This window comes from Nocardia sp. NPDC019323, from assembly GCF_044389845.1.
Classification (GTDB): domain Bacteria; phylum Actinomycetota; class Actinomycetes; order Mycobacteriales; family Mycobacteriaceae; genus Nocardia; species Nocardia implantans.
In genome coordinates, this window is sequence record NZ_JBIRYN010000001.1 from 628,951 (window position 1) to 641,792 (window position 12,842).

10 protein-coding genes and 2 pseudogenes are annotated in these 12,842 nt (G+C 70.6%); 6 read left to right on the forward strand and 6 right to left on the reverse strand.

Translation table 11 applies throughout. The features are described 5' to 3' along the window. Positions 1 to 153: 153 nt before the first annotated feature. The 4 genes from ACH49X_RS02910 to ACH49X_RS02925 are packed head-to-tail and all read right to left on the reverse strand — an operon-like array spanning position 154 to position 2,693. A complete protein-coding gene (locus tag ACH49X_RS02910; RefSeq protein WP_323124415.1) occupies positions 154 to 417 on the reverse strand; it encodes a YciI family protein in 264 nt (87 codons plus the stop codon). After that, the gene (gene nusB, locus ACH49X_RS02915; protein WP_195082338.1) at positions 414 to 923 is read right to left on the reverse strand and encodes a transcription antitermination factor NusB; all 510 of its coding nucleotides are present in this window, start codon (positions 921 to 923) and stop codon (positions 414 to 416) included. Before nusB ends, ACH49X_RS02910 begins: the two co-directional genes overlap by 4 nt. Positions 924 to 956: 33 nt before the next feature. Then, positions 957 to 1,520, reverse strand: a complete 564-nt coding sequence (efp, locus tag ACH49X_RS02920; RefSeq protein ID WP_039798939.1) for an elongation factor P — start codon at positions 1,518 to 1,520, stop codon at positions 957 to 959. 48 nt (positions 1,521 to 1,568) lie between these two features. After that, positions 1,569 to 2,693, reverse strand: coding sequence for a Xaa-Pro peptidase family protein (locus ACH49X_RS02925; protein WP_195082337.1), 1,125 nt, complete (start codon positions 2,691 to 2,693; stop codon positions 1,569 to 1,571). Between the two features lie 203 nt (positions 2,694 to 2,896). Here ACH49X_RS02925 and ACH49X_RS02930 point away from each other — a divergent pair, with 203 nt between their 5' ends. From ACH49X_RS02930 to aroB, 5 genes and pseudogenes are all read left to right on the forward strand, one after another. Further along, a complete protein-coding gene (locus ACH49X_RS02930) occupies positions 2,897 to 3,358 on the forward strand; it encodes an A24 family peptidase (protein ID WP_357206695.1) in 462 nt (153 codons plus the stop codon). A gap of 166 nt (positions 3,359 to 3,524) precedes the next feature. Continuing rightward, positions 3,525 to 4,406: a universal stress protein gene (locus ACH49X_RS02935; RefSeq protein ID WP_357206697.1), complete on the forward strand. Its 882-nt coding sequence runs from the start codon at positions 3,525 to 3,527 to the stop codon at positions 4,404 to 4,406. A gap of 86 nt (positions 4,407 to 4,492) precedes the next feature. Further along, a complete protein-coding gene (gene aroC, locus ACH49X_RS02940; RefSeq protein WP_357206699.1) occupies positions 4,493 to 5,701 on the forward strand; it encodes a chorismate synthase in 1,209 nt (402 codons plus the stop codon). Next, positions 5,698 to 6,216 (forward strand): annotated as a pseudogene (locus tag ACH49X_RS02945) (shikimate kinase); the annotation flags it as partial. The gene aroC and the pseudogene ACH49X_RS02945, both read left to right, overlap by 4 nt. Before the next feature lie 365 nt (positions 6,217 to 6,581). Further along, positions 6,582 to 7,703 (forward strand): 3-dehydroquinate synthase, encoded by a 1,122-nt coding sequence (gene aroB / locus ACH49X_RS02950; protein ID WP_195082333.1) that lies wholly within the window; start codon positions 6,582 to 6,584, stop codon positions 7,701 to 7,703. A 58-nt stretch (positions 7,704 to 7,761) separates the two neighbouring features. On the opposite strand, the gene ACH49X_RS02955 is transcribed toward aroB, so the two are convergent. Further along, complete coding sequence (locus tag ACH49X_RS02955; RefSeq protein ID WP_323124416.1) at positions 7,762 to 8,241, reverse strand: B-4DMT family transporter; 480 nt, start codon at positions 8,239 to 8,241, stop codon at positions 7,762 to 7,764. Between the two features lie 132 nt (positions 8,242 to 8,373). On the opposite strand from ACH49X_RS02955, the gene ACH49X_RS02960 reads away from it, so the two are divergent. After that, positions 8,374 to 9,294, forward strand: a complete 921-nt coding sequence (locus tag ACH49X_RS02960) for a TauD/TfdA family dioxygenase (RefSeq protein WP_357110339.1) — start codon at positions 8,374 to 8,376, stop codon at positions 9,292 to 9,294. Positions 9,295 to 9,415: 121 nt separating this feature from the next. On the opposite strand, the pseudogene ACH49X_RS02965 reads toward ACH49X_RS02960, so the two are convergent. After that, positions 9,416 to 12,721: pseudogene (locus tag ACH49X_RS02965) on the reverse strand (AAA family ATPase); the annotation flags it as partial. Positions 12,722 to 12,842: the final 121 nt, after the last annotated feature.

The following is a 12,842-nucleotide window of genomic DNA, read 5'->3' on the forward strand; positions in this document are numbered from 1 at the left end:
TCCGCGCGGAACCATCGGTTCCGGTGCTCCCGCTGGTCATCCGTACACCCACCAGCGGGAGCCATGCGCGCGGTCTCGCGGAGAAGTCCTCCGGGCGCAGCGATCAGCGCCCTACTGGAGCGCCGATCCGTCAGGAACCACGCCCGAGGGAAGTCAGTTCGGAGCCGTGACTTCCCATTCGTAGATCGTGAGTTCCGAGGAGCCGGTGGTGTGCACCGGATCGGTGAACGCGATCTCCCGCGCGGCGGCGAGGCTTTCGGCGTAGATGACATACGCGCCCCCGGTGCCGTCGGTGAAGCGGCCGCTCTCCTGTAACTGCCCGCGATCCTGCAGCGATCGCAGGAACTGCCGATGCGGCTCGATCACGGCGGTGTCGAAGCGCGGGGTGCGCATCGCCAGGACGAGGTACTTGTTCACGCCTCGGGCTCCGGTCGCGGGGCCCTGGTCGCGGCCGCGGCGGCGCGCACCTGCGGCGCCACCAGGACCACCTGCCCGAGCACGCCGTTGAGGAAGGACGGGGAGTCGTCGGTGGACAGTTCTTTGGCCAGCTCCACCGCCTCGTCCACGGCGACGACCGGGGGGACGTCGCTCGCGTGGAACAGCTCCCACACCGCGATGCGCAGAATCGCGCGATCCACGGCCGGAAGCCGGGGCAGGGTCCAGTCCTGCAAGTAGGACTCGATGGTCCCGTCCACCCGGTCGAGATCGTCGGCGACGCCCTCGACCAAGGTGCGGGTGTAGGGGTGCACCGGCGCTACCGACTGGTCGCGGGCGGCCAGTTCGGCGCGCTCGTCGAGCAGGTCGGCGGCGTCGACGTCCCTGGCCTCCGCCTCGAACAGCAGGTCGACCGCGCGGCGGCGGGCCTTGTGCCGCGCGCCGAGCTTCTTGAACGTGGACTTCTTGTCCACGGGCTGTTCAGCCACGGTCACATCATTCCGGATCGGACGGCCCGGCGCTCAGGCGTTGACCCGGCCGAGGTAGCTGCCGTCACGCGAGTCGATGCGCAGCTTGTCGCCGGTGTTGATGAACAGCGGGACCTGCACCTCGGCGCCGGTCTCCAGGGTGGCGGGCTTGGTGCCGCCGGTGGAGCGGTCACCCTGCAGGCCGATGTCGGTGTGCTGGACCACGAGCTCGATCGAGACCGGCAGCTCGACGTACAGCGGCGCGCCCTCGTGCATCGACACCTGCACGGTCATGTTCTCCAGCAGGAAGCGGGCGCCGTCGCCGATGGTGGCCTCGGAGATGGAGATCTGGTCGAAGGTCTCGCCGTCCATGAAGACGTAGTCGGAGCCGTCGTGGTACAGGTAGGTCATGTCGCGGCGGTCGACGGTGGCGGTCTCCACCTTCACGCCGGCGTTGAAGGTCTTGTCGACCACCTTGCCGGACACGACGTTCTTCAGCTTGGTCCGCACGAACGCGGGGCCCTTGCCCGGCTTGACGTGCTGGAACTCGATGATCTGCTGGAGCTGACCGTCGATCTTCAGCACAAGGCCGTTCTTGAAGTCGCTGGTGTCCGCCACTGTCTTCGGATCTCCTCGTTCTACCGCTTGGTCTCGGGCAGACCGGCGTCAGTCGACGACGGTCAGGTCTGTGCTGGTGTGGGTGAGCAACTCGGGGCCCCCTTCGCGCACCACGAGCGTGTCCTCGATCCGGACGCCGCCGCGGCCGGGAAAGTACACACCTGGTTCGACGGTCACCGCCACGCCAGACAGAAGTGTACCGGTTCCGGTTTTCGCGATTCCGGGCGCTTCGTCGATCCGGAGGCCGACCCCGTGGCCGAGGCCGTGCACGAACGATTTGCCGTGCCCGGCCGCCTCGATCACCGCCCGCGACGCGGCGTCCACGTCGGACACGGGCACCCCGGGGCGCAGGGCAGCGCGCCCGGCCTCGTGCGCGGCGGCGACCAGCGCGTGAGCCTCCCGCTGCCACTGCTCGGCCCGGCCGAGGACGAACGTGCGAGTGAGCACGGCGTGGTAGTCCCCGACGACCGCGCCGCACCGGACCGCGACCAGATCTCCCGCGCCGAGCGTGACGTCGGCGGGACGATGCCGTGGGACGGCGGAGTTCTTCCCCGTTGCGACCGTGGCCGCGGCGACCGTTTCCGCGCCGTGCTCGAACATCGCCCACGCCAGATCGCGAGCCACCTGCCGTTCGGTCCGCCCCGGCCGCACTCCGCCTGCTTCGAGTACTGCGCGCAGGCCCGAGTCGCACGCGACCGCGGCGGCGCGTATGCGCGCGGCCTCGTGCGAGTCCTTGACCATGCGCAACTGCTCCACCAGCCCGACGGTGGCCGCGAACTCCAGGCCGGTGCGCCACTCGACCAAGCGGCGATGCTGCTCGACGGTGACCACATGGCTCTCGTACCCGACCCGTCCGACGTGCCACTCACCGGCCAGCTCCACGATCCGGCGCGCCGCGGCGCTCGCGATCTCGGCGCGCAGGCCGGGCGCCTGGACGGCGACCAGATCGCGGTGGCAGCCGTCGGTTCCGAGCACGGTGCGTTCCTCGTCGTTGCCGGTGTCCCAGGAATGCACCAGCAGGGCGGAGTCCTTTCCGCAGAACCCGGTCAGATATCTGATATTCACCGGATCGGTGACTATCAGAGCGTCGACCTCGTTCTCCATCAGCAGACCGCGCAGCGCGCTGCGGCGCGCAGCATAGTCCGGGCCCCGACCTGCGTGATCAGCAGACATGCGTCCAAGCTACCGCCGGAACGCGGTCGTTGGCGCGCAACACGGAGACCGTCCCGGATGGGCACCGGCCCGCGCGCACGCCGGTGACGACGATCCGACAGCGTGGACGAATTCTGATACACGGGATCTTCACTTGCGCTGGAGTTGTGCACATTTCGCCGGCGCCACGTCGAACTCGGGCTGGGGGCAACGAGCCTGGAGGCATGTCACCGATCGGTTTCGCCGCGCTCACGGCATGGTGCATCGTCGCGAGCTGCATCGACATCCGAACCTTGCGGCTCCCGAATGCCCTCACCGGCTGGGGCGCCGCCATGATCTTCGGATTCGCCTTGCTCACAGGGCAATTCACGATCGCGCTGTGCGGCGCGGCACTGCTCGCATCGCCCTATCTGCTCGTGCACTTGGCCACGCCCGCCGCCTTGGGCGCCGGCGATGTGAAGCTCGCCGTGGGTCTCGGCGCGGCCGCCGCGCTGGGCGGCGCGCAATGCTGGGTCTCGGCCGCGCTCATCGCACCGGTCCTCACGGCGCTGGCCGCCGTCGTGCTGCTGGTGCGCCGAGCGGCCCGCGCGGGCCCCCGGCCGGACCGCGCCGTGGTGCCACACGGGCCCTCGATGTGCCTGGCGACCTTGCTCGCCCTCGCGGCCTGGGCGCCGGGAGCGCACTGAGCGGGCCGGGATCACGTAGTCAGCAAATATTCCGCAATTGATCGCTAGCATCAATCACGGGCATCGACTTCCCGAGCAGTCGCTGAAGCTGGGCTCGACGGCGGCCCCTCGGCGAATTGCCCCGAATGCGCACGCCAGCGATGCAGCGTCCAGAAGGAGCCGCCCAGTGAATCCGACGCACCCGTCGCGCAGACCGATCGTCGCGGGAACCGACGGCTCCGAGCAATCGATCGTCGCGGTCCGCTGGGCCGCGCAGACCGCCGCGCTGCACGACGCGCCCTTGCACATCGCGCTCGTCGTCGAGTCGTCGCTCGGCTCGGCCGACGACGATCCGCCGCGTCCTGCGGCATTGCTGCGGGTGCGCGAGGCGGACGAGGCGATCGAGCGTGCCGCGAACGCCGCGGTGGCGGCCGCCCATGCGGTGCGCGACATCGCCATCGGCACCGAGATCCGCACCGCGCACATCGCCACCGCCCTCATCGAGCGATCGCGCAACGCGGCGATGCTCGTGGTCGGCGCCCGCGGGATCGGCCGCGTCCAGCGCGTCCTGCTCGGCTCGGTCAGCAGCACCGTCGCCAGGGACGCCGACTGCCCGGTGGCGGTGGTGCCCGCCGAGACGCCGCTGTGGGACAGGGCGAACACCGATCCGGTGATCGTCGGCGTGGACGGCTCCACCGCCGAGCAGGCCGCCATCGGGGTGGCGGCGGCCGAGGCCTCGTTGCGCGGGGTCGACCTGGTGGCGGTGCACACCTGGGGCGAGGTCGAACCGCTGGCCGCGATCGGCACCGATTGGGCCGCGTCGCGCCGGACCGAGGAGGCATTGCTCGCCACCGCCCTGGCGGGTTGGCAGGAGCGGTACCCGGAGCTGACCATTCGGCGCGAGGTCGTTCGCGACCGGCCGCAGCGGCGATTGCTGGAACGCTCCCGGGAGGCACAACTGCTGGTGGTGGGCAACCGTGGCCGGGGGGCCCTGGGCCGGCTGCTGTTCGGCTCGGTGGGTGAGGCGCTGCTGCGCGCGGTGGATCGCCCCATCGTCATAGCCCGCTGAGCGCCGGGGCCGCGACCCCCGGCGTGCGCGCCGTCACGGCGGGCCGCATTCCGGAGCACCGGCGTCGACATGGGAAGATGAACGATGTGCTGCGTTGGATAACTGCCGGAGAATCCCATGGTCCCGCTCTCGTCGCCATCCTCGAAGGGATGGTGGCAGGCGTCGAGGTGACGTCGGACGAGATCTCCGCGCAGCTGGCGCGCCGCAGGCTCGGCTACGGTCGCGGCGCGCGGATGAAGTTCGAGGCCGACAAGGTCACCGTCGTCGGTGGCGTGCGGCACGGGCGCACGATGGGCGGCCCGGTGGCCATCGAGGTGGCCAACAGCGAGTGGCCGAAGTGGACCACCGTGATGTCCGCCGACCCGGTCGACCCGGCCGAGCTCGCCGACCTGGCCCGCAACGCACCCCTGACCCGGCCACGGCCCGGACACGCCGACTACTCCGGCATGCTCAAGTACAACTTCGACGACGCCCGCAACGTGCTCGAGCGCGCCAGCGCCAGGGAGACCGCCGCGCGGGTCGCGGCGGGCACCGTCGCACGCAATTTCCTGCGCCAGGCGTTCGGCGCGGAGGTCGTCTCGCATGTCGTGTCGATCGGCGCCGCGCAGAACACCTCCGGCATCGTGCCGACCGCCGCCGATCTCGCCGCGGTGGACGAGAGCCCCGTGCGCGCGTTCGACAAGGACGCCGAAGCCGCGATGATCGCGGAGATCGAGGCCGCCAAGAAGGACGGCGACACCCTCGGTGGCGTGGTCGAGGTGGTCGTCGCGGGACTTCCGGTCGGCCTCGGCTCGTTCACCAGCGGCGAGAACCGGCTGGACGCACGCTTGGCGGCCGCGCTGATGGGCATCCAGGCCATCAAAGGCGTCGAGGTGGGCGACGGTTTCGAGACCGCGCGCCGCCGCGGCAGCCAGGCGCACGACGAGATGCGCCCCGGCCCCGACGGCGTGCTGCGTTCGACCAACCGCGCCGGCGGCCTGGAAGGCGGCATGACCAACGGCGAGGCGCTGCGCGTGCGCGCGGCCATGAAGCCGATCTCCACGGTGCCGCGCGCGCTGTCCACCGTCGACATGACCACCGGCGACGAGGCCGTCGCCATCCATCAGCGTTCGGACGTGTGCGCCGTGCCCGCAGCGGGCGTGGTGGCCGAATCCATGGTGGCGCTGGTCGTCGCGCAGGCCGCGCTGGAGAAGTTCGGCGGCGACTCGCTCACCGAGACCGTCGATAACATCACCAGCTACCTCGAGCGCATCAGCACTCGCCCCCACGTGCATGCGGACAGTCGGTCGCAATGATCGTGCAGACCGATCCGCGCGCCCCGCGCGTGGTGCTGGTCGGACCGCCGGGGGCGGGGAAATCCACGATCGGCCGCAAGCTCGCCAGGGAACTGGGGGTGGAGCTGTACGACACCGATGCCGGCATCGAGCGGGAGACCGGCCGCACGATCCCGGAGATCTTCGCCGAAGACGGTGAGCCCGAATTCCGCAAGATCGAGGAGCGGGTGGTGCGCCGCGCGGTCCTCGCCGAACGCGGCGTGGTCTCGCTCGGCGGCGGCGCGGTGCTGTCGGCGAACACCAGGGACCTCCTGCGTGGCCGCACCGTCGTCTACCTGGAGATCAGTGTCGCCGAGGGGCTTCGGCGCACCGGCGCGAGCACGCAGCGGCCACTGCTCAACGGCGCCGACCCCGGCGCGAAGTACCGGGAGCTGATGCGTACCCGCAGGCCGCTGTATCGGGAAGTGGCCACCGTCCGGGTCCGCACCGACGGCCGCAGCCCCGGCCGGGTGGTGCGGATGATCATGACCAAGCTCGGGATGGAGCCGGTCGAACCGGCCGACGCGGACCTGCGGCCACCGCCCAGCGGAATCCCGCAGGGCAGCAGCCGATCCCGAGCCCGCCGGCGCGCCAGGGCCAGAGCGGCGGCCCGGCGCAAGGACGCCGATCAGCGCGAGACCACCGACACCGCGACCGGCGCGGCGGGCGAATCGGCGGTGACCGCCACCGTCCGATCCCGCCGCGCCCGCAGGAGCGTCACCAGCGAACCCGACGCCGCGAGCGGGACCGGCAGCGGGGAGCCTGCGGCGGGCAGCCGGTCCCGGCGCGCCCGCGCACGCCGCGCCCGTTCCCGGGCGCGGCAGCAGTCGACCACAGCAACAACAGAATCGGAGCAAGCCACGTGACAGAGCCGAGTCGTCTCGAAGTCCGGACCGCCGACCCGTACCAGGTGATCATCGGCCGCGGGTTGCTCGGCGAACTCGTCGAGTCGGTGAACAACGCGACCAAAGGCGTGCGCACCGTAGCCATCTTCCATCAGCCGCCGCTGACCGAGACCGCCGAAGCGGTGCGCAAGGCGCTGGCCGACACCGGCCTGGACGCGCACCGGATCGAGATCCCCGACGCCGAGGCGGGCAAGGACCTGGCCGTCGCCGGATTCTGCTGGGAAGTGCTCGGGCGCATCGGCTTGACCCGCAACGACGTCGTGGTCAGCCTCGGCGGCGGCGCGGCGACCGACCTGGCCGGTTTCGTCGCGGCCACCTGGATGCGCGGCGTGCGCATCGTGCACGTGCCGACCACGCTGCTGGCGATGGTCGACGCGGCGGTGGGCGGCAAGACCGGCATCAACACCGAAGCGGGCAAGAATCTGGTCGGCTGCTTCCACGAACCCGCCGCCGTGCTGGTCGATCTGGCCACCTTGGAGACAGTGCCCCGCAACGAGATCGTCGCGGGCATGGCCGAGATCATCAAGGCCGGCTTCATCGCCGACCCGGTGATCCTGGAGCTGGTGGAACGCGACCCGGAAGCCGCGATCGACCCGTCCGGCGAGGTGCTGCCGGAGCTGATCCGCCGCGCGATCCAGGTGAAAGCCGACGTCGTCGCCGCCGATCTCAAGGAATCCAGTCTTCGCGAGATCCTGAACTACGGTCACACCCTCGGCCACGCGATCGAGCGGCGCGAACGCTACCGGTGGCGGCACGGCGCCGCGGTCTCCGTCGGACTGGTGTTCGCCGCCGAGCTCGGCCGGCTCGCGGGCCGTCTCGATGACGCCACCGCCGACCGGCATCGCGCGATCCTGTCCGCCGTCGGGCTGCCGACCAGCTACGACGCCGACGCGCTCCCCCAGCTGCTGGACGCCATGCAGACGGACAAGAAGACCCGCTCCGGCGTGCTGCGCTTCGTCGTGCTCGACGGCTTGGCCAAGCCAGGACGTCTGGAGGGTCCCGATCCCACCTTGCTGGCCGCCGCCTATTCGGCGATCGCCCGGGAGGACAGTCCGAGCGGCGGTGCGGTGCTGCTGTAGTCCGCACCGGCCACACGGAAACGGCGCGCCCGGTTCGGGCGCGCCGTTTTTCGTCGGATCAGATCGCGCTGCCCGCGGCGGAGTACAGCGACGGCGGCGTGGAGCGCCCCTTGCCGTTCTGCCGCTCGGCCAGCATCCGGCCGACGCCGACGCCGACCAGCGCGGGCACGAAGATCAGCAGGATGATGAACGCCGCGCCCGCCGTGAGTTCGAACAGCAAGCCGTTGTCGCCGAGATCGAACCGGGGGACCCGGTCCAGGATCCAGGACGCCAGTCCGCTGCCGACGCCACCGACGACAGCGGCCTTCAGCCACAACATGGTCAGATCGGCGCCGCGTTCGGCGTCCCCGCTCGCGACGCGGTCCCTGCGACCGTCCAGCACACCCCAGGCCGCGATGGTCGCGACCAGCACGATCAGGCACAGCAGCCGCATCAGCGCGCCGTGCGTCGGCCAGTACACCATCGCGAACCCGAGCCCGGCGCGCAACGCCACCACCAGCGCGCCGAGCACGACGGCCCGCAACAACCAAGCATTCATGCGAAACACCATAACGCCCATTCGGCCGTAATCGAACGAAACCGGCGCGGCGAGATCGCGCTGCGGCACTGCCGCTCTGCCGTATTCTGGCCGGACCCGCACTCGTCCGAGGTAGCCATGCGCGTCACGAAAATGACCACCCACGTCGGGGCCGAAGTCACCGATATCGATCTGGTTCGACTTTCCGATTCGGAAACAGCCTCCCTCCGTGCCGCGCTGCTGGAACACAAGGTCTTGTTCTTCTCCGATCAGGAACTCGACCATGCCCGCCATATCGAATTCGCCCGCAGGTTCGGTCCGGTGACGGCGGCACACCCGCTGGTCGACACCTCGGAGTCGGCTTTTCCGGAGATCTTGACCGTCGACAATCTCGCGAACGAACGGAAATACGGCAAGAGCGCCGCCGAACGGCGCCGGACGCAGACATCGCCGCTGTCGTCCTGGCACAGCGATCTGACGCCCGTGGTGAATCCGCCGTCGATCGGCATCCTCCGCGCGCAGACCGTCCCGGCTTTCGGCGGTGATACCCAGTGGTGCAACCTGGTCGCCGCCTACCGGGGCATCTCACCGGCGGTGCGGGCGATGCTCGAAACGCTGGAGGCCGAACATCGCTACCTCGCCGGCTACCAGAGCGCCGAATCCGACGACCGGTATCACCGCACGGTCGCCGCCCGCCCACTGGCGGCGGTCCACCCGGTGGTGCGCAGGCACCCGGAGACCGGCGAGTCGGCATTGTTCGTGAATCCATTGTTCACCCACCGCATTCTGGGCCTGACCGGCGCGGAGAGCAGGCACCTTCTGGCGATGCTCTTCGAACAGCTCACCGACCCGGCCTTCACCGTGCGGTACCGGTGGCACGCGGGCAGCGTCGCGATGTGGGACAACCGGGCTACGGCGCACACTCCGCCGGCCGATCTGACCGGACCGGTGGAGCGCGTGCTGCACCGGGTGTCGGTCGTCGGCGAGATCCCCGAAGGCGTCGGCGCCTTGCGCTCGTACGCGTTGGACGGCGATCCGTGGCCCGCGCACGATCACGCAGACGCGGCGGGCTGACCGTTGGCCTGCCGGGCGGGCAGCAGGAACCGGTGCCGCTCGTCGACGGTGAGTTCGCGCAATCCCATCGCGTTCGCCACGGCGGTACGGAGTCGAGATCCCTGCCGAAGTTCCAGATCCGGATCTCACCGTCGTCGCTGCTGGTGGCCAGCTGTTCGCCGTCCCTGCGCCAATGCAGACCCCAGACCGGCTGCTTGTGCCCCCGCACCACGGCCAGCGACCGGTGGTCGTCGACCGACCAGAGCCGGATCGTGCCGCTGCGCGTGGCCCCCGCGATCCAGCCCGGCTCCCGAGGCGACCAGGCGACCGCCTGGACCGCGTCGTCGCCGATGCCGAAGCTCGCCAGCAGCTCCCCCGAGGCGGCGTCCCAGATCCGCAGGTAACCGTCGAAGCATCCGGTCGCGATCCGCGTAGCGTCGGCCGACCACGCCGCGGTCCAGACTTCGTCGTGATGTCCGTCCAGCGCCAGGATCTCCCGCTGTCCCGCCACGTCGAGGACGCGGACCGTCCGGTCCAGCAACGCCACGGCCAAGCGGCCGCCGTCGCGTGACCAATCCGTGGCGGTGACACCGTCGGCGAAGGTCAGCACCGTCGGCGAGGGCTCGTCGACCGACATGTCCCACAGCCGCACGGTGCAGTCCCGTGAGGCGGTCGCCAGCCGGTCGCCTCCCGGACTCCACGACACCCAGGTACCGACCCCGGAGTGACCGCGCAAGACGCGGTGGCAGCCGCCACCGGCGGAGTCCCAGATCCGGATGGTCTGGTCTCGGCTGGTGCTGGCCAGCAGTCCCCCGGACGGGGACCAGTGCAGATGGACGGCCTCGGATTCGTGGCCGAGGAACGTGGTCAACTCGCGTCCGGTGCGGACGTCCCACAGCTTCACCGAACCGTCGAAGGCCGCGGAGGCCAGTCGCCGTCCGTCCGCGGCCCACGCGACGGCGCGGGTCAAGCGGTCGTGCTGCAGCTGGGTCACCGCGCTGCTCCAGACCCGCAGGGTTCCGTCGGCCGATCCGGTGACCACCTGACTGTCGTCGGGCGCCCAGGAGACCGACGTGGTCGCCTGGTCCTGGCTGCGCTGGGTGATCACCGCGCGGTACGGCCGCACCGACCAGATCTTCAGCGTCCGGTCCTCGCTACAGGTGGCCAGCCGGTCGCCGTCGTGGGACCAGGCCACGGCCACCGTCGCGGCGTCGTGGGCCACGAACAGCTCGTCGAGCGCACGCTCCCGCGGCGCCCAGATCCGCACGATCCAGTCGCTGGACCCCGACGCGAGCCGATCTCCGCTCGGATTCCAGTCCAGGTCGAGCACGGCCGCTTCGTGCCCGTACAGCACATCGGTGGCGGTCGCGCCCGCGACGTCCCAGAGGCGAACGGTGCGGTCGGCGCCCCCGCTGGCCAGCCGCGCGCCGTCGGGCGACCACGCCACCGCGTGCACCGCACCGGCATGCTCGCTCCAACACGCCACCTCCGACCCCGCCGCCACATCCCACACCCGCACCACCCCATCCGCGCCACCGCTGGCCAACCGCGCGCCATCCGCCGACCACGCGACCGCGCAGGCGCCGCTCGCACCCACCGGCCAGGACACCGTCTCCTGGCTGCCCGCGCGGTCGTACAGCATCACGGCGCCGTCGGCCAAAGCGGCGGCGATGAGCTGGCTGCCCGGCGCCCAGGCCACTTGGCGGACGGCCGCCGAGGCGAGACGGGTCACCCGATGCAACCTCGTCGCGCACAGAGCGGCGACGAGCACCTGACGGGTCTCCGGGGTCGGCGCGTAATCCCGTTCGGCGGCGAGCGCCACCATGATCGCGGTATCGGGCTCGCGCATGATCCACTCCGACGCCACCACGGCGCTGGCATCGGCGAGCCGTTCCGCGGTCACCCGGTCCGCGCGGGTCGAGCGCTGCAGGAACTCCTCGACCGTCGGCACCGCCCGCGCGTCCGCTCCCGCATCCGCCCACCACCCCAGAGCGGCTTCCAATCTCGCTCCGGCGAGCAGGAATTCGTCCGCGCGATCGGACTCCGCCCAGTCCCTTGCCCACCGTTCCAGCCGGGAAAGCTGTTCCAGGCCGGCACGTCTGGTCTCGGCCAGCTGCCGCAGGGGCGCCCAGTGCCGGATCAACGCCTCGTGGGTGACCTGGTAGAAGACCCCGTCCGATTGCGGGCCCGAGTCCGCCGAAAGCAGCCGTGCCTGCACGAAAGCCGACACGATGCGGCGATCGTCCGGCGACAGGGTGGCGTCTCGGACCTGTCGGCGGGTGAAGCTGGACCCTTCCAGGTGGAAGAAACGCAGCAGCGTGTCCAGAATGCGGTCCTCGACGGCCCCGCGGCGCACGAGGTCCTCGGTGACGCTGTTCGCGCGGGCGGACAATGCGCCGAGCACGCCGCCGGAGGCTTGGTAATCCGCCTCGGTGATCACCGTGCGGGCCCCTTTGCGTTCCCACAACTCCATCAGCGTCCAGGCCAGCAGCGGCAGCGCCTCCCCGCTGCCGGTCTCGCCGACCATCTGGCGCACCAGGTCCGGCGGATCGAAACGCACACCGGCGGCGTCCGCCGGACGCTCGATGACCTCGTGCAGCGCCGAAGTCGGCAGCACCGCGACCGGCACGGGATGCTCGAACAGCTCGGCATGCGGCCCGGACAGGAAGTGGGTCAGGAACTCCGACCGGAACACCAGGATCACGCACGCCCACGGACACGTGCGGAGCACACGCTCGATCATGGTCAGGTAGCGGCGCTCCTCGTCCTCCGAGCGCGCGGTCACCAATTCCTCGGCCTGGTCGACGATGAGCAGCAGCTGCGGCGAGCGATGCGCCGCCTTCGCGCGCAACCGCTCCAAATAGTCCCGAAGATGATCGGTGTCCAGACTCAGTCCGCGCTCGACCGCACCGACCGACCCGTCCAAACCGCATTCGATCAGCGCGCGGGCGAGCGAACGCAGGGGTTCCGGGCCGGGCACCACCCGGGGCAGCACCACCCACCTCCCCCGGCGGGCCGCCAGGCGGGGCACCAGCCCGGCCTGCACCAGCGACGATTTCCCGGAGCCGCTCGGCCCGACGATCGCGATGCAGCGCAGCTGGTCCGTCTGCTCGCCCTGGACCCGATCGAGCAGCCTGCGGATGTCGCGATCGCGGCCGAAGAACGCACCCGCCTCGCTCTCGGAGAACGCGTCGAGGCCGGGATACGGACTCTCGCCCGCCTTCAAACGCACCCGCTCCCACCGTGATTCGGAGAAATGCCGCCACACGCGGACCCCGATCAACAGCAGGGCCGAGGCGAGCAGCGCGCCGAAAGCCCAGAGCGGAGCCGCTTCATGGACGAAGGTGGGCAGGTTGTCGTCACTGGTGGCGAGGTTCGTCGCCAAACCGAGCAGCGTTCCGACGAGGATCGAGAACAGATCGGGTACCAGATCCGACCGCGGTTTCATTTATTCCACCTTATGGACACACGCGGGCTCGAGTTGTTAACTTTAAGACCTTCGCCATGCACGGAAGCATGGAAAGCTCTGTATGCCATCCGGTTCAGATTACCCAGAGCGGGGGACGGGC

Bases quoted from the DNA above. Each gene is read 5' to 3' on its own strand.
- ACH49X_RS02925 (WP_195082337.1), bottom strand. From the start codon at position 2,693: ATGTCTGCTGATCACGCAGGTCGGGGCCCGGACTATGCTGCGCGCCGC.
- ACH49X_RS02930 (WP_357206695.1), top strand. From the start codon at position 2,897: ATGTCACCGATCGGTTTCGCCGCGCTCACGGCATGGTGCATCGTCGCG.
- ACH49X_RS02955 (WP_323124416.1), bottom strand. From the start codon at position 8,241: ATGAATGCTTGGTTGTTGCGGGCCGTCGTGCTCGGCGCGCTGGTGGTG.
- ACH49X_RS02960 (WP_357110339.1), top strand. From the start codon at position 8,374: ATGACCACCCACGTCGGGGCCGAAGTCACCGATATCGATCTGGTTCGA.